We start from the raw sequence: 18967 nt of genomic DNA on the forward strand, positions 1-18967 counted from the left end.
AATCGGGAATCCGCCCCCCATGCCGCCTGCGAAACGTTCATGGAGACGAAAGGTAGCGTCGGCCCCTTGAATCCACCAGCCGGATTCAACACTCGGACACACAATCGCGCCCTCGACCGATCATGCCCAGCGGGTTCCGGCCCAGCCTGAACGGCGGCGCCCCGTATCCGGCATCTCACCGACTGTCGCGTTTTGCGACAAATCCCCTCCTTCTCGCCCGTCCTGCTCCGCGCCAGCGCACAGCCACGCCCGCTTTCAGCCCTTGGCACGGCCATTGCGACGGCTATTGCGAAAGCCCCCCTCCCGATCCCATCGAACAACAAGAGGTTCTCGCCATGCCCCTGCCGTATCTGCTTCCCGCCACCTCGGCCTTCATCCAGCGTCCGCCGCGCATGCTGATCGGCGGCGACTGGACCGAAGCCGCCGACGGCCAGACCATGCCCCTGCACAACCCGGCCACCGGCGAGGTGCTGTGCGTGGTGCCCCGGGCCACGCCGGAAGACGTCGACCGTGCCGTGCTGGCCGCCCGGCAGGCCTTCGACGATTCGGCCTGGAGCCGCACCCGCCCCCGGGAGCGGCAGAACCTTTTGTGGAAACTCGCCGACCTGATGCAGCGCGACGCCGAACTGCTGGCCCAGCTGGAATGCCTGAACAACGGCAAGAGCGCGGCGGTCGCGCAGGTGATGGATGTGCAGTTGGCCATCGACTTCCTGCGCTACATGGCCGGTTGGGCGACCAAGATCGAAGGCACCAGCGTCGACGTGTCGCTGCCGTTGATGCCCGGCGACCAGTTCCACAGCTTCATCCGCCGCGAAGCGGTGGGCGTGGTCGGCGCCATCGTCGCCTGGAACTTCCCGCTGCTGCTGGCCTGCTGGAAACTCGGCCCGGCCCTGGCCACCGGCTGCACCGTGGTGCTCAAACCCGCCGACGAAACCCCGCTGACCGCCCTGAAACTGGCGGAGCTGGTGATGGAGGCCGGATACCCGGAAGGCGTGTTCAACGTGGTCACCGGCACCGGCATCACCGCAGGCGCAGCCCTGACCCACAACCCACTGGTGGACAAGCTGACCTTCACCGGCTCCACCGCCGTGGGCAAGCAGATCGGCAAGATCGCCATGGACTCGATGACCCGCGTCACCCTGGAGCTGGGCGGCAAGTCGCCGACCATCGTCATGGCCGACGCCGACCTCAAGACCGCAGCCGCCGGCGCAGCCAGCGCGATCTTCTTCAACCAGGGCCAGGTCTGCTGCGCAGGGTCGCGCCTGTATGTGCAGCGCAAGCATTTCGACAACGTGGTGGCCGACATCAGCGACATCGCCAACGCCATGAAACTGGGCAACGGCCTCGACCCGAGCGTGGAGATGGGCCCGCTGATTTCCGCCCGCCAGCAGGAGCGGGTCTACCGCTACATCGAAACCGGCCGGGACAGCGGCGCGACCATCGCCTGCGGCGGCGAGCAGTTCGGGCCGGGGTTCTTCGTCAAGCCGACGGTGATCGTCGGCGTCGATCAGAAGCACCCGCTGGTGCAGGAGGAAATCTTCGGCCCGGTGCTGGTGGCGATACCGTTCGATGACGAAGCCGACGCACTGCGCATGGCCAACGACAGCCCCTACGGCCTGGGCGCCAGCATCTGGTCGAACGACCTGGCGGCGGTGCACCGGATGATTCCGCGGATCAAGTCAGGTTCGGTGTGGGTCAACTGCCACAGCGCGCTGGATCCGGCGCTGCCGTTCGGCGGCTACAAGATGTCCGGGGTCGGGCGGGAAATGGGCTACGCGGCGATCGAGCATTACACCGAGCTGAAGTCGGTGTTGATCAAGCTGTAACAACCCCGTGGGAGCCAGCCTGCTGGCTCCCACGGGGATCTCAGGTAGCTGAAGGATCGGAGTTCACCGCAGAAGCCCGCGAAGAGGCCCGGCCTGCCGACACACGGCTCAAGGCTTGAACCCTTGGGCCAGCAGCCAGCCGCGCACCGCCCGCCCCTGCTCCGCCGTCAAGTCGGCCAGCACCTGCTGCGCCGGCTCGGTGCGCAGCCGTCGCATCAGCGGCGCCACTTCGACGCCGTGCACATGCCAGATCCCCAACGGCTGATCCGGCGTGACCACCACCTCGGCCTCATCGACAAACCCGTCGCGCAACACCGGCATCCGCTCGATCCGCAGCGCGGTGAAGTCCGCCGCCGCGTGAGCCTCCTCAGCATCCGGCCACTGCTGCCGCGCCTGCCAGAACGGCCGGTCCGCCCAGCGTCGCTCATCGGCATAGAAATCCCGGCCGATGCGCGCGAAGCGCAGGAACAACTGCTCCACCCGCTGCCGGTGAAAGCGCTGCGCCAGCGCCGCCCGTTCCGGCTTGCGCAGCAGCGTGTTGATCACCGCCGGTGCCTGCAAGGCCGACGACAGCGACTGGAAAATCCCGTTGCCGGACAACGGATCCACCGCCATCGCCGCATCGCCGACGCGGATCCAACGCTCGCCGCACACCTGCGGCGCCAGGATCGCCGTGCTGCTGCGGGCATGCAGCTGCAGGTCGGTCTCGGCGTCGTCAGCGAAGAACGTCCGTGCCATCTGCGACCTGCGCCGACGCTCGCGGCAGTGCTCCAGCAATTGCGCCTTGGCCGGCAATTGCGCGCTGTTCACGTCCACCGTCCACTGCCAATAACACTGGCCGTCGGCCCGGCGCGCCATCCAGGCCCAACCGTCCTCCAGGCTTTCCACGGCGCTGGCGGTCACGCCCGGCGTCCCTTGCCAGCGATTGAGCAGGCTGACCGTCTCCGGCCCGCGCACGCCCTTGCCGGACGCCGGCGCCTGGCGTCCGCGGGCCTCCACCAGAAAATCCGCCGCCAGCGCCTGACCGCCGTCCAGTTCGACCCGCTGGCCATCCGCCGAAGACTGCACGCTCAGCACCCGACCTTCGACCACCTCGACACCGGCCAGGCGCAAGTCTTCGCGCAACCCCCGGTCGAAGGCCGGGCGATCCAACAGCCATTCGATGTTCTGTGCATGCCGCTGACCGTTCCAGATCACCTGCCGTTGCGACGGCAACGTCGCCTCCGCCAGCGCCCGATTCAGGCCCGCGCCGCGCAAGGCCTCCAGCACCCGCTGCGACACGCCTTCCAGCGCCGCGAAGCGCCGCCATTCGCTGACCAGCGTCACCGCGTGGCCCAAGCGCCGCAGCCCCAGCGCCACCGCCGCACCGGCCGGCCCCGCACCGAGAATCACGATCCGTGCGGTCATGGGCCGAGCCGCCGCTCAGGGCCGCGATAGCAGGCGTTGGCCCGCAGCCAATCAAGCACCTGGCCGTTGCTCGCCTCGGGATGGGCCGACAGGAAGGCGCCGATGTGCCCGCTCAACGCCGCACACCCGAGGCTGGCGCCGGACTGCCCCGGATGCGTGCCGTGCACGCACGCGGCGAAATCCGCCTGCGCGCTGTCGAGCCACGACCATTGTCCGTCCGTGCAGCGGGCGTCGCCGGTCACCCGCAGCACCTGCGGATAGCTGGCCGGGAATACCGCCGCGCCCTGGGCCGGACTCGACGCGCACACCAGCACCCCACGCGCCACCGCCGCCGCACAGGCTTCACGCAACAGGCTGCGGTCCTGGCGCAGGCCGAGGCTCAGGTTGATCAGACGCACGTCCTGCGCCACCAGCCAGTCGATCGCTGCGGCAATCTGCAAGGCGCTGGTGACGCCACGCCGGTCGAACACTTGCGCCACGCACATCCGCGCTTCCGGAGCGCGGCGGCTGATGGCGTCGAACACGGCGGTGCCGTGGCCCAGGGGATCACCCTGCAGCGCCGATTGCGTCAGCCCCTCGTCCGCCAGCACAAAACGCTGCCCGACCAGCACCCGGTCCTGCTGCGGCGCCGAGTGCCCGCTGTCCACCACACCGATCCGCAACTCAGGCATCATGCCGCACCGTTCTCAAGGCAGGTCTTGCACACCAGGACGCCGTCGGTCAGCTCGAAGCGCAGGTCGGCATCCGCCAGCGTCGAAGGCCGATGGCTGATCAGGATCCGCGTACGGCCGGCAAACAGGCGGTCGATGGCCTCGATCACCTCGCGCTCGGTGGCTTCATCCACCGCCGAGGTGGCCTCGTCGAGCACCAGGATCTGTGGATCCTGCAACAGTGCCCGGGCGATGGCGATCCGTTGTTTCTGGCCGCCGGACAATTGCTGGCCGCGCTCGCCCAACGGGCTGTCGAGGCCTTCGGGCAACGTGTCCACCAGGCTGTCGAGCTGCGCCAGCCGCGCCACCTCGGCCACCGCCTCGCGGCCGGCATCCGGCACTGCGTAGGCCAGGTTGTCCGCCAGGCTGCCGCGAAACAGCACAATGTCCTGACTGACCACGGCGATGCGCCGACGCAACGCGAACAGGTCCAGTTCACGCAGATCCACCCCACCGAGCAGCACCCGCCCGGACTGCGGATCGTGGTGGCGCTGCAACAGATCGATCAGCGTGGATTTGCCGACACCGGACGCGCCGCTCAAGGCCACCTTCACCCCGGCAGGAATCGTCGCCTCGATCCCGCGCAAAGTGCCCGTCCGCCCAGGGTGGCTGAAGTGCACCTGCTCGAAACGCAGTTCGCCCGAGGCCGGCAGCGGTTGCGGCGCGTCCGGCGAACGCACGGTCGGCGCTTCGCCGCGCAGCTCCATGACCCGGCCGAGGCTGACGGTCATGCGCTGAATCGCCACGTACAGCCCCAGCAGGCTCTGCACCGGCCCGACGGCCATGCCCAGATAGGTGGAAAACGCGATCAGCGCGCCCAATTGCCAGGTGCCCTGCACCACCCAATAGCCGCCGATCAGGAACGCGCAGGCCCGGGACAGCGAGGTCAGCGTCCCCGGCACCGCTTGGGTGAAGAACTCCGTGACCTGCAGGCGCAGCAGCTGATCCATGTAGCCCTGCCCCAGGGTTTCCAGGCGCCGCGCCTCGCGTTGCTGCTGGCCGGCGGACTGGATGAACTTCATCACCGGCAAGGTCTCGACCATGAACGACGACATGTCCGCCGAACGCTCGCGCAAATGCCGCACATCGCGCTCGACCTTGCGCCGCATCCAGCGCAGCCACACGACGTCGAGCGGAATCAGCACCAGCGCCAGCAGCGAGAGCTTCCACGACAGCGTCAGCAGCATGGCAATGGCCGCCACCAGCCCGATCACGCTCGACACCGCCGAGAACAGCGAGTCCACGGCAAAGCGCTGGATCTCCGCGACGTCGCCGTCCAGCCGCGACATCAGGTCGCCGATGCGCCGCTGGCCGTAGAAGCCCGGCGACAGGGTCTGCAAATGCCGGTAGAGGTCGTCGCGCAGGGCGAACAGGATCCGCCCGGACAACCGCGTGTGCAGGTAGCGGTTGATCCCCGACAGCGCCGTGCCGAGCAGCCCGGCGACGATCATCAGCACCGCGATCAGCACCAGCACCGGGAAGTCGCGCGCCAGCAGGCCGTCGTCGATCAGCAGCTTGACCAGCCATGGCTGCACCAGCACCAGCAGCGACGCGCACACCGACAGGGCCAGCAGGCCGGCAATCGCCCAGCGCTGCGGCCGCACGAAACCGTACAGCCAGCGCAGCGCCGCCTGCAGTGCCGCAGGGTTCCGGCTGTCGATCAGGCGCACGATCAGGCGCTGCATCACGGGCGCAACTGCTTGAGTTTGCGGTACAGGGTCGCGCGGCTGATGCCCAAGGCGTCGGCGGCGGCCGAGACATTGCCCTGATGGGTGTCGAGGGATTGGCGGATCAGGTCCAGCTCATTCTCGCGCAGGCTGCCGGCCTGGGGCTTGTCGATGTCCGTCAGTTCGTCCAGCAGGCTGTCGGGCAGATGATCGAGGGTCAGCACGGTCTCGCCCGGTTCGCGCATGGCCAAAGCGGTGCGCAACACCATTTCCAGTTGGCGGATGTTGCCGGGCCAGTGATAGGCGGCGAACAGCCGGGCCAGCTCATCGTGCAGCACCGCGTGCGGCGCATCGAGCTTGCCCAGCAGGCGGGCGACCAGCGCGCTGAAATCATCGCGCTCGCGCAGGGCCGGCAGCTTCACGCTGATGCCGTTGACCCGGTAGAACAGGTCTTCGCGAAACTGCTTGTCCTCGACCTGGCGCTTGAGGTCACGGTGGGTGGCGCAGATCAGCGCCACGTCGATGTCCTGTTCTTCTCCGGCGCCGAGCGGCGCCACCTTGCGGTCCTGCAGCACCCTCAGCAGCCGCGCCTGCAAGGCCAGCGGCATGTCGCCGATCTCGTCGAGGAACAGCGTGCCGCCGTGGGCCTGCTGCAGGCGCCCGACCATGCCGCCCCGGCGCGAACCGGTGAACGCGCCTTCGCGGTAGCCGAACAGTTCCGATTCGATCAGCCCCTCGGGGATGGCCGCGCAATTGACCGCGACGAACGGCTTGTCGCAACGGCTGCCGGCCATGTGCAGGGCACGGGCGACCACTTCCTTGCCGGTGCCGGTTTCGCCCAGCAACAGCACCGGCAATTCATTGGCCAGGCCTTGGCGGGCCATGCGCAGGGCGCGGGCGTAGCGGGCGTTGCCGCCGGACAGGGCGTCCAGGTCCGGTTGCGGCTTGGCGGCTTTCGCCACGCTGCGCGGCGGGCCGCCGAGGTTGACCGAACGGGCCGGGGCACGCAGGGTTCTGTAGAAGAATTCGCCCTTGGCGGTCTGCACGCTGCCGACCCCGCCCTGTTGCAGGCGGCTCAGCAGTTGCACGCCATCGACGCCGAGAAACTCTTCGCAGCGCCGCCCCACCAGCGCCCCGCGCTCGGCCCCCAGCAATTGGCAGGCCTGGGCGCTGACCGCCAGGATCTGCCCGCCGAGACTGACCGCCAGCAACCCTTGCCACGGCGATTCGAGGTACTGCCGACGGCTGTGGAACGCCAGCACGATCTGATCGGGAAAGCTGTTGCGGAACACCCGGCTCTCGATCTGGCTGACCGCCAGGCTCAGCAGCGCGGTGCTGTCGTGCACGCGGCCGAGCGGGCCTTCGCGGGTCAGGTCGAGGACGCCGAGGATGTCGCCTTGAGGACAGCGGATCGGCACCGAGGTGCAGGAGAAATCGGTGAGGCGGTCCAGGTAATGCTCGCCGCAGTCGATCAGGGTCGGCCGGGCCTCCACCAGCGCCGTGCCCAGAGCGTTGGTGCCGCGCGCCGCTTCGCTCCAGCAGGCGCCGAGGGTGATGTCCTGCAGGCCGCTGCCCTTGAGCCGGTCGGCGCGCCCTTCGACCGCCAGGATGGTGGCGTCGGCGTTGGCGAGGATGATCAGGCCTTCCTTGCCTTGGCGCTCGGCCAGGTAGTCGATGGCCGGCGTCGCGGCGTCGATCAGCAAACGGTTGCCCGCCAGCAGCACCTCCAGGCTCGCGCCGGAGGCCAGCGCCAGCTCATGCTTGGCGTTGAAGTGCACGCCGTGGCTCAGGCTGCGCCGCCACGAGGCGTCGATCTCGGCACGCAGCACGCCGTCGGGGACTTGCCCCTCCAGGTGCAGGCGTTCCCGGGCCAGGCGGGCTTCGGGGTGGGGCTTGGGGCCGGTGTTTTTTATTAGAGTCATCAAGCGCTCCGGAGCGGTCCGCTTTGCGCTTTTTCAAGCGTCCTGACGCCAATGTTTACGTTAACGTCAGGACGATGGCAATAGCCTTATGGCGCCTGGGCTGCGGCATTGAATGAACACTCCGGGTTTAACCCAAGTCCGCAGAGAGAGCAGGTGGTTTGTCCTGTGGCGTCCTCACTGACGCCATCGCCAGCCTGCTGGCGATGACGTCGGTGAGGCAACGACAAACTCAGCGCTGCCACACCTGGGCATTCACAAAGAACGCCCGCGCATTGTCCTCCAGGCTCTCCAGGTGATACCCGCCCTCCTGCACGATCAGGCACGGCAAGCCCAGGCTGCGGATGCGCTCGCCCAGCGCGGCGAACCCTTCACGGGTCACCGCCACCTTGCTCTGGGGGTCGAGCTCATAGATGTCGAACCCCAGCGACAGCACCAGCACCTGCGCCCCGAACCCGCGCACCGCCGCCAGCGCAATATCCAGTTGAGCGAGGAAGTCCGCCTCGCTCGCCCCGTGGGCCATCGGCAGGTTGAGGTTGAAGCCCTCCCCCGCACCGGTGCCGCGCTCGTCGGCGAACCCGGCCACGCCCGGGTAGAAGTTGGTCGGGTCGCCGTGCACCGAGACGTAAAGCACGTCATCGCGGTCGTAGAAGATTTCCTGGATGCCCTGGCCGTGGTGCATGTCGGTGTCGAGCACCGCGACCTTGCCGAAGGCGCCGCGCAGCACCTGCGCCGCCACCGCCGCGTTGTTCACGTAGCAGAAGCCCCCCGCCGCTTCGGCACGGGCATGGTGCCCCGGCGGACGGCACAGGGCGTAGGCCGCCGGTTCGCCATCGATCAGCGCCTGGGCACCGGCCACCGCGCACTGCGCCGACCAGTAGGCCGAGCGCCACGTCTGTTCGCCGACCGGGCAACTGCCGTCGGCCAGGTAGCGCGCGGCTTGGGCGAGGACGCCGCGCAAGGCGTTGGGCTCACGCACGAAGATGTTCGACATCACTTCGTCGCCCCAGTCTTCGGGGATCTCTTTCCAGCGCGCATGGGCTTCCTGCAGGAAGGCCAGATAGGGCGCGCCGTGCACCGCCAGCAACGGCGCGAGGCCGGCATCGGCCGGTGGCTCGACGGCAAAGCCCAGACCGTGGGCGGCCTGGACCAGCCGCTGCGCGCGCTCGGGGACTTCCTGGGGCGTGCGCATCTGCCCGCGTGAGTAGTAGCTGCGAGGATGGTGGAGCAATTGTTCGGGGTGGAAAAAACTGCGCATGGGGTGAAATTCCTGTCTGTCCGCTTAAGGCATGCAGTCGGCTGCGATCCCTTGTGGGGGCCAGCCTGCTGGCGATAGCGGTGTGTCATCGAAATGAGGGGTGTCTGATCGGGCCCTATCGCCAGCAGGCTGGCTCCCACAGTTTTGTACGCGGTTCCTGTGGGAGCGGGCTTGCCCGCGAAGGCGTCGGTCAGGGCGCTACTCAGTCAGCCCGCCCGGCACGGGCCAGCACGGCGTTGAGCAACACATCGGTGCCCTGGCGCACGTCGTCGGGCAGCACGTCTTCGGCCTCGTTGTGGCTCAGGCCGCCGACGCACGGGATGAACACCATCGCCGTCGGGCAATGCCGGGCCAGGTGGATCGCGTCATGACCGGCGCCGCTGACGATCGGTTGCTGAGCGTAGCCCAGCGCATCGACGGCCTCCTGCACCGCCGCCACGCACCCGGCGTCGAACGGCGTGGCCGGGCTGATCCAGTGCGGCGTGACGGTGAGGGTCAGGCCCCGTCCGTCGGCGATCGCCTGCAAGCGTGCGCGCACCTGCGCTTCCATCGCCGCGATGGCATCGTCGCGGTGATGACGCAGATCGACGGTGAAGTTCACCAGGCCCGGAATGGTGTTGCGCGACGACTTGCTGATGGACAGTTCGCCCACCGTGGTCAGGCCCTCGGGCGCGAAATCCGCCGCCAGCCCTTCGATGGCCTGGATCATCCGCGCCACGCCGTACAAGGCATCCTTGCGCAGCGCCATCGGCGTGGTGCCGGCATGGGCGGCCATGCCTTCGACCCGCACGTCGAGCCAACGGATCGCCTGGCCGCCCGTCACCACGCCGATGCTCTTGGCGTTGTCCTCAAGGATCGGGCCCTGCTCGATGTGCGCCTCGAAATAGGCGTCGACCTGGCCGCCCAACGGACGGTTCCCGGCATAACCGGTGCGCTGCAGGGCCTGGGCGACGCTGATGCCGTCGGCGTCGCGCACGGCCAGCGCGGCGTCCAGATCCATGAGGCCGGTGAACACCGCCGAACCGAACATCGCCGGGGTGAACCGGGCGCCCTCCTCGTTGGTCCACACCGCCACCTCCAGCGGCTTGCGGGTGCTGATGTTCAGGTCATTGAGGCGGCGCACCACTTCCAGCCCGGCGAGCACCCCATAGACGCCGTCGAAGCGTCCGCCTTCGGGCTGGGTGTCGAGGTGGCTGCCCATCATCACAGGCGCGGCGTCCGGGTCGGTGCCGGGGCGGCGGGCGAACAGGTTGCCGATGGCATCGACGCTCACGGTCATGCCGGCCTCGCGGCACCAATGGGCGAACAGTTCGCGACCGGCCTTGTCTTCGTCGCTCAGCGCCAACCGGCAACTGCCGCCCCGGGCCGTCGCACCGATTTCGGCCATGGCCATCAGGCTCGCCCACAGGCGTTCACCGTTGATCTTCAGCATGAAACTCTCCAGAACAGTCATCAGGCGCGGACCGTTTCCGCGCGGTGGGCAAGGGCGTGACGGCGCGCCAGCGACAGCACGCAGACCAGCGAAACGGCGGCGATCAGGCTGTAGAACACCGCCATCGGCCACCACTGGCCGGTGAACCGGTGCGCCAGCATCGTGCCGATCAGCGGCGTCAGGCCGCCGGCCACCGCGCCGCAGACCTGATAGGCCAGCGAGATCGCGGTGTAGCGCACGCGGGTCTCGAACATGCCGCTGACGTAACCGGCGATCACCGCATAGAACGAGGCCATGCACACCACCGCCAGGGCGATGCCGAGGATGATCAAAGGCGCCTGGGCCGAGCTGACCAACACGAACATCGGGTACGGCGACGCCATCGCCAGCAGCGACACCAGGCACAGGAACCGCGTCGCGCCGATTTTCTCGGCCATCCACGCCGCCAGCGGCTGGATGCAGAACTGGATGATCGCGACGAAGAACAGGCACTCCAGGATCAGCGAGCGCGGCAGCGCCAATTGCTGGGTGGTGTAGGCGATCATGAAGGTGTTGGTGAAATACACCCCGGCGATGCCCAGGGTGTTGGCGCCGATGCACAGCAGCAGCGGCCGCCACGCGGTGCGCAGCACTTCCATCACGGGTGCCTGTTCCTTGCGGGCCTGCTGCCGGGCCTGCTCGCGGCCGGCGAGGAACTCCGGCGATTCGTTCACCCCCAGGCGAATGGCCAGACCGACCACCAGCAACAATGCGCTGGCCAGGAACGGCACCCGCCAGCCCCAGCTCATCAGGTCCTCTTCCGGCAGTCGGGTCACGGCGCCGAACGCCAGCAGCGACAGAATCAGACCTGCCGGACTGCCCAACTGCGCAAACGACGCGAAGAAATTGCGCCGGCCTTTCGGCGCATGCTCGCCGGCCATCAGCACCGCCCCGCCCCACTCGCCGCCGACGGCGATGCCCTGGACGACCCGCAGCAGGATCAGCAGCACCGGCGCGGTCGCGCCGATCTGCGCATAGGTCGGCAGCAGGCCGATGCACACGGTGACCACGCCCATCATCAGCAGCGTGATGACCAGCGATTTCTTGCGCCCGATGCGGTCGCCGATGTGGCCGAAAACGATCCCGCCCAAGGGCCGGGCGAAGAAGCCCACCGCGAAGGTGCCGAAGGCGGCCATGGTGCTGAACAGCGGATCGCCGGAGGGGAAGAACAAGGCGCCGAACACCAGCGCGGCGGCCGTGGCGTAAATGTAAAAGTCGTACCACTCGATCATCGTGCCGATGAAGGCGGCGGCCGCCGCACGGCGCGGCTGGTTCGAAGCGTGGGGCTTCATGGGTCGGGCTCCTTTGGTTATTTTTCTGGCAGGAGTTGAACGGCAAATCGCGGCGCTCTGCTGGCGCCTGTCGTGGAGTGATTTATCGTTCCGGGGCTATGATCAGTCAATTTTCTATTTATTATTCCGATTATTACGCCACCTTATAATCGAGGGCCGCCATGGCCGAACGCGACCTGCAACGCCTGCTCAACGACCGCCTCGACTGGAACCTGCTGCGCACCTTCCGCGTGATCGGCCAGGAACTGAGCATCAGCCGCGCCGCCGCGCGCCTGCACCTGACCCAACCGGCGGTGAGCCAGGCCCTCAAGCGCCTGGAAGAACAACTGGGCCGCCAACTGATCGCCCGGCGCGGCCCGCGCTTCGCCCTCACCGAGGTCGGCGAACAGCTCTTGGCGCTGGCCGGCGAAATCTACGGACAGGTGTCCCAGGTCAGCAGCCTGCTGGGCGAGCCGGCGGACGAAGTGATCGGCAAGGTGCGGCTGTTGATCATCAGCCGGATCTTTTCCGAGCGTTTCGACGATTTTCTCGCCGACTTCCACCGCCAATTCCCCCGCGTGGACCTGGAGGTGGAGGTGATGCGCAGCTCGGACATCGTCAGCGCCCTGCAAGAGAAGACCGCGACCTTGGGCCTGAGCCTCAACCGGCGTGCGCAGCCGCGCCTGGAACAGCGCCTGTTCCTGCGCCAGCGCTACGCGTTTTTCTGCGGCAAGCACCACCCGTTGTTCCGACGGCAGGACGTCAGCCAGAGCGATCTGCAGCGCGAGAACTTCGTCAGTTTCACCAGCGACCAGATCGGCGGGATGCTCTCGCCGCTGACCATTTTCCGCGATCAACAGGGCTTCAGCGGGCGCATCGTCGCGTCCTCGCCGAGCCTGGAGGAAGTCCGGCGACTGGTGATCGCCGGATTCGGCATCGGCTGCCTGCCCGAACACGTGGTGGCGGCGGACGTCGAGGCCGGATTGCTCTGGCGCCTGCCGCCCCACGAAGGGATCGCCGATGTCGACATCCACATGCTGTGGAACCGCGAGCAACGCATGAGCCGCGCCGAAACGCTGTTCATCGAACGCTTGCAGGCGTGCCTGGCCGATCAGTAACCCAGCAGGCGGTCCGCACTGTTCAGCAGCGGCTCGCCGGCGTTCAGGCGCCGGACGTTCTCGGCGATCTGCTCGGCGATGCAATCGTGGGACGCCGCCGACGCCATGTGCGGCGTGACGGTGACGCCGGGGGTCGTCCACAGCAGGTGGTCGGCGGGCAGCGGTTCCCGTTCGAACACGTCGAGCAGCGCGCCGCGCAGTTTTCCGTCGGCCAACGCCTGTTGCAGGTCGTCGGCATTCAGGTGCGCGCCGCGCCCGACGTTGACCAGCGCGGCGCCGTCGGCCAAGCGCCCGAACGTGCGACGGTTGAGGATGCCCCGGGTCTCGGCCGTCAGCGGCAGCAGGTTGACCAGCAACTCCACCCCTTCGAGGAACGGGTCGAAGGCCGTTGAACCGGCGAACGTCTGCACGCCGGGCAACGCCTTGGCCCTGCGGGCCCAGCCGCGCACGTCGTAACCGGCGCCGGCCAGATCCTGCGCAATCGCGCTGCCGAGCGAGCCGAGCCCCATCACCCCGACCCTGAACCGGCTCGCCGGGCGTTGCGGCGGCCGCTCCCAATGTCGGTTCGCCTGATGGCCGAGCGCCCGGTCGAACCCCCGGTGATAGTGGATCACCGCCCAACGCACGTATTCGGTCATGCCTTGGCGGTGGCCGGGATCGACCACCCGGCACACCGGCAAGTCCGGGCAGGACGGGTCGTGCGCCAGGTGATCGATACCGGCGGCCACCGAATGGATCACCTGCAGGTTCGGCAACGCGCCCAGGCTGCCCGGCAACGGAAACCAGCACGCCGCCACCTGAGCCCGGATCGCCTGTGGATCTTCGGCCAGCACCGCCGCCAAGTGCGGCGCACGCCGGGCGAAGGCGTCCTGCAATTGCGCGAGCAGCAGCGTGTCGCGGGACAACAGCGCGACGGTGTTCATGTCGGCGCTCACGATGTGTAGGACTCGCGCTGGGACTCGATCAGGGTCAACGCGGCCTGCCAGGCCAGGTCGATGATGTTGTCCTGCTCGTCACGGTCGAACTGCTCGGCGGTGTGGGCACAGACCTCAGGCGACGGGAAGTGCAGCTCGGAACCACCGGCCAGTGCCTGCACCTGAGCCTGGCAGGCGCGCTCCAGGAAGTGGATTTCCTGAAACGCCTGGGCCACGCCGGAACCGCCCACCAGCAACCCGTGGTTGCGCAGGATCATCGCCCGGTGCGGGCCGAGATCGGCGATCAGTCGCTCGCGCTCGTCCAGCGACAGCGCGATGCCTTCGTAGGTGTGGTAAGCCAGTTTTCCGTAGAACTTCAGCGCGTGCTGGCTGATCGGCAACAACCCGTGCTTCTGCGCCGCCACCGCCATGCCGGCGGCGGTGTGGGTGTGGATCACGCAGTTCAGGTCCGGGCGCGCCATGTGGATCGCCGAATGGATGACGAAACCGGCGGCGTTGACCCGGTGCCCGGCGTACGCGGGGTCGACGATGCGGCCGTCCTGGTCGATGCGCACCAGGTCAGAGGCGCGCATGCGGTCGAAGATCACCCCGTAGCGGTTGATCAGGAAATGATGCTCCGGCCCCGGAATGCGCAGGGTGATGTGGGTGTCGATCAGGTCGGTCATGCGAAAGTGCGCGATCAGGCGATACAGCGCGGCCAGTTCGCAGCGCGCCTGCCATTCGACCGGGTCGGTTTGGGCCGTTCTACTCATAAAAGCACTCACGAATACACCTCTTGGTTGGAAGGAAGGACGGCGGGATTGGCGCGCAGCCGGGCGAGGCCGCAAACGCCGATCAGGGACAGGGCCGACAGCAGCGTGAAGAACACCGCCAGCGGCAGCCACTGCCCGGAGAACTTGCTGGCCAGCAGCGTGCCGATCAGCGGCGTGGTGCCGCCGGCGACGGCGCAGCTCAACTGATAGGCGATGGAAATCCCCGAATAGCGCAGATGCACCGGGAACGCCCGGGTCATGTACCCGGCGACCACCGCGTACAGCGCCGACAGGATCACTACCGCCACGGCGATGCCGAGCGTCATCAACACGATGTCCTGGGTGCCGACCAGCAGGAACATCGGGTACGGCGTGACCATGCACAGCAACGCGACCAGCGTCAGGAAGCGGCCCTCGCCGATGCGCTCGGCCAACAGCGCGGACAGCGGCTGCGACAGCAACTGAATGACCGTCACCAGAAACAGGCAATCGAGGATCGTCGCCCTTGGGATGCCCTGATACTGGGTGACGTACGTGATCATGAAGGTGTTGGTGAAGAAGAACCCGGCCGAACCGATGGTGACGGCGGCGGCCGCGAACAGGATCTGCCGCCAGCACTGACGGATCACATCCTTCACCGGGTGCCGGGCGGTCTGGTGGCTGGCCTTGGCTTTGGCGAACTCCGGCGACTCGTGCACGCCGGAGCGGATCATCAGCCCGACCGTCATCAGCACGCCGCTGGCCAGGAACGGCAGACGCCAGCCCCAGGCCAGAAAGTCCTCAGGCTCCAGCGACGTCACCAGGCGGAATGCGATCAACGCCAGCAGCAACCCGGCGGGGCTGCCCAGTTGCGCGAACGAGGCATAGAACGTCTTGCGCCCGGCCGGCGCATGCTCGCTGGCCATCAGCACCGCCCCGCCCCACTCGCCGCCGACGGAAATGCCCTGGATGAGGCGAAGCACGATCAGGCCCGCGGGCGCCCAGATGCCGACGCTGGCATAGCTGGGCAACAGGCCGATGCCGGTGGTCGCCAACCCCATCAGGGCCATGGTCACCAGCAGCATTTTCTTGCGTCCGAGGCGGTCGCCCAGATGGCCGAACACCATGCCGGCCATGGGGCGGGCGATGAAGCCGACGGCGAAGCTGCCGAACGCGGCGAGCGTGCTGGTCACCGGATCGCCGCTGGGGAAAAACACCTGTCCGAGCACCAGGGCGGCGGCCGTGGCGTAGATGTAGAAATCGTAGAACTCGATGGTCGTGCCGATGAAGGCAGCGGCGGCGGCACGGCGCGGCTGAGCGGTGGTGTGCATGCAAGAACCCTGTGTATTTATAGTTTTGGGCAGGTGTCGAAGCGGCTGGCGGTGGCGCTCTGTGGCGCTTGTGGGCTTTATCGCTTCCGTGAAAGGATTAGTCAATTTTCAAAAACTTATCCTTACTATTAGCCTTGCTACTACATGGAGCGTGCATGACCTCGACTTCCACCCCTTGGGCGGGCCGCCGCTTTCTCAACGACCGCCTCGACTGGAACCTGTTGCGCACCTATCTGGTGATCGGCCAGGAAGGCAGCATGAGCCGCGCCGCCGCCCGGCTGCACATCACCCAGTCGGCGGTCAGCCAGGCGCTTAAACGGCTCGAAGAGCAATTGGATTGCGTGTTGATCGCCCGCAGCGGTCGGCGGTTCGACCTGACGGAAACCGGGGAAGAAGTCCTGCGCATCGCCGCCGACATCTACGGCGACATTTCACGGTTGGGGACGGTGGTGGAGAATCGCCACGACGACGTGGTCGGCAAGATCCGCATCCTCACCGTCAGTGGTGTGCAGGCGCGGCATTACGATGACTTCCTCGCCGATTTCCATGAAACCCACCCGAAAATCGAGCTGGAAGTCGAAGTGATGGGCAGCTCGGACATCATCAGTTCCCTGCTGCAGAAAACCGCCACGGTGGGCGTCGGCCTGTGTCGCTTGCCGCAACCGCGGCTTGAGCAGCGGGTGCTGTTCCGCGAGCGTTACGCGTACTTTTGCGGGCAACGGCATCGACTTTTCGGACAAGAGAATCTGACCCTTCAGCAGCTTGCGGCGGAACACTTCGTCAGCTTCACCAGCGACCAGCTCGGCGGCAACCTTTCACCCCTGACACTGTTCCGTGACCAGCAGGGCTTCACCGGCAAGATCGTTGCCTCATCCACCAGTTTCGAAGAGATTTACCGCTTGATCTGCGCAGGGTTCGGCATTGGTTGCCTGCCGGTTCACCTGGTGCGACGGGACGTCGAGCAAGGTCTGCTCTGGCGTTTGCCGCCGGAAGAGGGGGTGGTGGATTTCGATATACAGCTACTGTGGAACCGCGAGCAGAAGATGACCCAGGCCGAGACCGTGTTCCTCGACAGCTTCCAGCACATGCTCAGCCTGCGTGAGCCTGTGCTGTAAGCCTTTGCCGGCTCAGACGTGAGGATCGCCCTGGGGCTTGGTCGGCGCGGCGTACTGCGGCTTGAGGTGGCCGTCCTGATCGAGCAGCCAGGCATCCATGATCTGCCGCACCACGGGACCTGCGACCCGACCGCCCGCCTCTCCGTTCTCGATCATCACTGAGATCACGATCTGCGGATGCTCCGCCGGGGCGAAGCCGACGAACAAGGCGTTGTCGCGGTGACGTTCCAAAGTCTTCTCGCGGTTGTAGCGCTCGCCCTGCTTGATCGCCACCACCTGCGCCGTGCCGCTCTTGCCGGCGATGCGGTACTGCGCGCCGGCCGCCGCCGCACGGGCGATGCCGCGGGCATCGTGCATCACCATCTGCATGCCGTGGTTGACCTGTTCCCAGTCACGCGGATCCTTGAGCCGGATGTTCGGCATCGGGTGTTCGTCCACCGGCGCGACACCGTCGACCGTCTTGGCCAGGCGCGGGCGGTTCCACACGCCTTTGTTGGCGATCAGCGCCGTGGCCTGGGCCAGTTGCAACGGCGTGACCTGCATGTAGCCCTGGCCGATGCCGAGAATCACCGTCTCACCCGGGAACCAGGCCTGACGGCGGGTGGCGCGCTTCCAGGCCTGGGAAGGCATCAGGCCCGGCGACTCCTCGAACATGTCCAGCGAGACCTTCTCGCCAAGGCCGAACATCGCCATGTAATCGTGCAGGCGGTCGATGCCGAGCTTGTGCGCCAGGTCATAGAAGTAAGTGTCGTTGGAGCGCATGATCGCGGCATCCATGTCCACCCAGCCGTCGCCGCTGTGGTTCCAGTTGCGGTACTTGTGATCGTAGTCAGGCAGTTGGTAGTAACCGGGATCGAAGACCCGGGTCTGCGGCGTCACGATGCCAGCATCGAGCCCGGCGATGGCCACTTCCGGCTTGATGGTCGAGCCCGGCGCATAGAGGCCCCGCAGCACGCGGTTGAACAGCGGCCGGTCGATGGAGTCGCGCAGCGCCGAGTACTCTTTGGAGCTGATGCCCGTCACGAACAGGTTCGGGTCGAAGCTGGGGTTGCTGACCATGGCCAGCACCTCACCGGTGGCCGGATCCAGCGCCACCACCGAACCGCGCCGATCCCCCAAAGCCGCTTCGGCCGCTTCCTGGAGCTTGACGTCCAGACTCAGGACGATGTTCTTGCCCGGCACCGGATCGGTATGCTTGAGCACACGCAGGACACGGCCTTGGGCGTTGGTCTCGACTTCCTCATAACCGACGTGGCCATGCAGCTGCGCCTCGTAGAAGCGCTCGATGCCGGTCTTACCGATGGACTGGGTGCCGCGGTATTCCACGGAATCGAGGGTCTTGGATTCTTTTTCGTTGATTCGACCGACATAGCCGATGGAATGGGCAAAGTGCGCACCCAGCGGGTAGTGACGGACGAACTGCGGTTCGACATCCAGGCCCGGCAAGCGGAACTCGTTCACCGCCAGTACGGCGATCTGTTCCTCTGTCAGCTCGTAGAACAACGTCACCGGCGTGAACGGGTGGCGTGACTGCTTCATGGCCTTGTCGAACACCGTGCGGTCTTCGGCGGGGAGGTGCAGGAGCTCGATGACCTCGTCCAGTTCCTGGCTGACGTTGGTGGCGCGTTCCCGGGTGATGGTCAAGTTGTAGCTGGGGCGGTTGTCGGCCAGCAGTACGCCGTTGCGGTCATAGATCAGGCCGCGGGTCGGCGGGATCGGCAAGACGTGTACGCGGTTGTTTTCCGAGATGGTCGAGTGGTAGTCGAACTCCACCACCTGCAGGATGTACAGGCGCACCACCAGTGCGCAACTGATCGCAAAGACAAACAACGCGCAGGCGATCAGCCGTTTGTTGACCAGGCGCGTCTCTTTCTCGTGATCCTTGATCGGAATGGGTTCGGGCATTTCTGCAGCCACTCTTTGACAAAATGAGCGCCGATCCATGGGCGTGACATCAGTCCGTTAAAAAACGAGCTGCACCATACCAAAAACTGCCGGGTCACTTCAGAAGGAATTCCTTCAACGGTGGTGCCGGTGCGACGGCTGGATGCGTCCAGAAACTTTCCTGCGGGCAAAACAAAACCCCAACCGCTTTCGCAGTTGGGGTTCCGGAATTTAATCTTGACGATGACCTACTCTCACATGGGGAAACCCCACACTACCATCGGCGATGCATCGTTTCACTTCTGAGTTCGGGATGGGATCAGG

14 protein-coding genes and 1 rRNA gene are annotated in these 18967 nt (G+C 66.7%); 3 read left to right on the top strand and 12 right to left on the bottom strand.

The genetic code is table 11. The annotated features are described in order from the left end of the window. Positions 1-335 precede the first annotated feature (335 nt). A complete protein-coding gene (locus CAG41_RS11125) occupies positions 336-1826 on the top strand; it encodes an aldehyde dehydrogenase (RefSeq protein ID WP_085706993.1) in 1491 nt (496 codons plus the stop codon). Between the two features lie 108 nt (positions 1827-1934). Here the strand turns inward: CAG41_RS11125 and CAG41_RS11130 are convergent, their stop codons facing one another. The 7 genes from CAG41_RS11130 to CAG41_RS11160 form a co-directional block, all read right to left on the bottom strand. Next, entirely contained in the window at positions 1935-3233 is a 1299-nt protein-coding gene (locus tag CAG41_RS11130) for an NAD(P)/FAD-dependent oxidoreductase (protein ID WP_085706994.1), read from the bottom strand. Next, complete coding sequence (locus CAG41_RS11135; protein WP_085584611.1) at positions 3230-3907, bottom strand: S8 family serine peptidase; 678 nt, start codon at positions 3905-3907, stop codon at positions 3230-3232. The genes CAG41_RS11130 and CAG41_RS11135 overlap by 4 nt, the downstream gene beginning before the upstream one ends. Continuing rightward, positions 3904-5628 (bottom strand): ABC transporter ATP-binding protein, encoded by a 1725-nt coding sequence (locus tag CAG41_RS11140; protein ID WP_085695278.1) that lies wholly within the window; start codon positions 5626-5628, stop codon positions 3904-3906. Before CAG41_RS11140 ends, CAG41_RS11135 begins: the two co-directional genes overlap by 4 nt. Further along, entirely contained in the window at positions 5628-7532 is a 1905-nt protein-coding gene (locus CAG41_RS11145; protein WP_085584615.1) for a sigma-54-dependent Fis family transcriptional regulator, read from the bottom strand. Before CAG41_RS11145 ends, CAG41_RS11140 begins: the two co-directional genes overlap by 1 nt. 229 nt (positions 7533-7761) lie before the next feature. Continuing rightward, positions 7762-8787 carry a histone deacetylase family protein gene (locus CAG41_RS11150; protein ID WP_085584617.1) on the bottom strand — a complete coding sequence of 342 codons (1026 nt, stop codon included), beginning with the start codon at positions 8785-8787 and terminating at the stop codon, positions 7762-7764. A 202-nt stretch (positions 8788-8989) separates the two neighbouring features. After that, positions 8990-10219, bottom strand: coding sequence for a Zn-dependent hydrolase (locus CAG41_RS11155; RefSeq protein ID WP_085630831.1), 1230 nt, complete (start codon positions 10217-10219; stop codon positions 8990-8992). Between the two features lie 20 nt (positions 10220-10239). Next, on the bottom strand, positions 10240-11550 hold the full coding sequence (locus CAG41_RS11160) for an MFS transporter (RefSeq protein ID WP_085706995.1): 1311 nt from the start codon (positions 11548-11550) through the stop codon (positions 10240-10242). A gap of 161 nt (positions 11551-11711) precedes the next feature. On the opposite strand from CAG41_RS11160, the gene CAG41_RS11165 reads away from it, so the two are divergent. Further along, entirely contained in the window at positions 11712-12647 is a 936-nt protein-coding gene (locus CAG41_RS11165) for a LysR family transcriptional regulator (protein ID WP_085584622.1), read from the top strand. Here CAG41_RS11165 and CAG41_RS11170 read toward each other — a convergent pair. The 3 genes from CAG41_RS11170 to CAG41_RS11180 are packed head-to-tail and all read right to left on the bottom strand — an operon-like array spanning position 12641 to position 15644. After that, the gene (locus tag CAG41_RS11170) at positions 12641-13570 is read right to left on the bottom strand and encodes a glyoxylate/hydroxypyruvate reductase A (protein ID WP_085584624.1); all 930 of its coding nucleotides are present in this window, start codon (positions 13568-13570) and stop codon (positions 12641-12643) included. The two genes, CAG41_RS11165 and CAG41_RS11170, sit on opposite strands and share 7 nt — an antisense overlap. An 8-nt stretch (positions 13571-13578) precedes the next feature. Next, on the bottom strand, positions 13579-14334 hold the full coding sequence (locus tag CAG41_RS11175) for a class II aldolase/adducin family protein (RefSeq protein WP_085584626.1): 756 nt from the start codon (positions 14332-14334) through the stop codon (positions 13579-13581). An 8-nt stretch (positions 14335-14342) separates the two neighbouring features. Further along, positions 14343-15644, bottom strand: a complete 1302-nt coding sequence (locus CAG41_RS11180; RefSeq protein WP_085584628.1) for an MFS transporter — start codon at positions 15642-15644, stop codon at positions 14343-14345. A 155-nt stretch (positions 15645-15799) separates the two neighbouring features. Here CAG41_RS11180 and CAG41_RS11185 point away from each other — a divergent pair, with 155 nt between their 5' ends. Continuing rightward, positions 15800-16759: a LysR family transcriptional regulator gene (locus tag CAG41_RS11185; RefSeq protein WP_085640644.1), complete on the top strand. Its 960-nt coding sequence runs from the start codon at positions 15800-15802 to the stop codon at positions 16757-16759. A gap of 12 nt (positions 16760-16771) precedes the next feature. On the opposite strand, the gene mrdA is transcribed toward CAG41_RS11185, so the two are convergent. Together mrdA and rrf are read right to left on the bottom strand one after the other, a co-directional pair. Then, positions 16772-18664, bottom strand: a complete 1893-nt coding sequence (mrdA, locus tag CAG41_RS11190; RefSeq protein ID WP_085584632.1) for a penicillin-binding protein 2 — start codon at positions 18662-18664, stop codon at positions 16772-16774. Between the two features lie 214 nt (positions 18665-18878). Beyond that, positions 18879-18967: ribosomal RNA gene (gene rrf, locus CAG41_RS11195) — 5S ribosomal RNA — on the bottom strand; the annotation flags it as partial.

Source organism: Pseudomonas sp. B35(2017), assembly GCF_002113645.1.
GTDB classification, from domain to species: domain Bacteria; phylum Pseudomonadota; class Gammaproteobacteria; order Pseudomonadales; family Pseudomonadaceae; genus Aquipseudomonas; species Aquipseudomonas ekonensis.

Bases quoted from the DNA above. Each gene is read 5' to 3' on its own strand.
- CAG41_RS11135 (WP_085584611.1), bottom strand. From the start codon at position 3,907: ATGATGCCTGAGTTGCGGATCGGTGTGGTGGACAGCGGGCACTCGGCG.
- mrdA (WP_085584632.1), bottom strand. From the start codon at position 18,664: ATGCCCGAACCCATTCCGATCAAGGATCACGAGAAAGAGACGCGCCTG.
- CAG41_RS11155 (WP_085630831.1), bottom strand. From the start codon at position 10,219: ATGCTGAAGATCAACGGTGAACGCCTGTGGGCGAGCCTGATGGCCATG.
- CAG41_RS11130 (WP_085706994.1), bottom strand. From the start codon at position 3,233: ATGACCGCACGGATCGTGATTCTCGGTGCGGGGCCGGCCGGTGCGGCG.
- CAG41_RS11150 (WP_085584617.1), bottom strand. From the start codon at position 8,787: ATGCGCAGTTTTTTCCACCCCGAACAATTGCTCCACCATCCTCGCAGC.
- CAG41_RS11180 (WP_085584628.1), bottom strand. From the start codon at position 15,644: ATGCACACCACCGCTCAGCCGCGCCGTGCCGCCGCCGCTGCCTTCATC.
- CAG41_RS11165 (WP_085584622.1), top strand. From the start codon at position 11,712: ATGGCCGAACGCGACCTGCAACGCCTGCTCAACGACCGCCTCGACTGG.
- CAG41_RS11175 (WP_085584626.1), bottom strand. From the start codon at position 14,334: ATGAGTAGAACGGCCCAAACCGACCCGGTCGAATGGCAGGCGCGCTGC.
- CAG41_RS11145 (WP_085584615.1), bottom strand. From the start codon at position 7,532: ATGACTCTAATAAAAAACACCGGCCCCAAGCCCCACCCCGAAGCCCGC.
- CAG41_RS11185 (WP_085640644.1), top strand. From the start codon at position 15,800: ATGACCTCGACTTCCACCCCTTGGGCGGGCCGCCGCTTTCTCAACGAC.
- CAG41_RS11170 (WP_085584624.1), bottom strand. From the start codon at position 13,570: ATGAACACCGTCGCGCTGTTGTCCCGCGACACGCTGCTGCTCGCGCAA.
- CAG41_RS11160 (WP_085706995.1), bottom strand. From the start codon at position 11,550: ATGAAGCCCCACGCTTCGAACCAGCCGCGCCGTGCGGCGGCCGCCGCC.
- CAG41_RS11125 (WP_085706993.1), top strand. From the start codon at position 336: ATGCCCCTGCCGTATCTGCTTCCCGCCACCTCGGCCTTCATCCAGCGT.
- CAG41_RS11140 (WP_085695278.1), bottom strand. From the start codon at position 5,628: ATGCAGCGCCTGATCGTGCGCCTGATCGACAGCCGGAACCCTGCGGCA.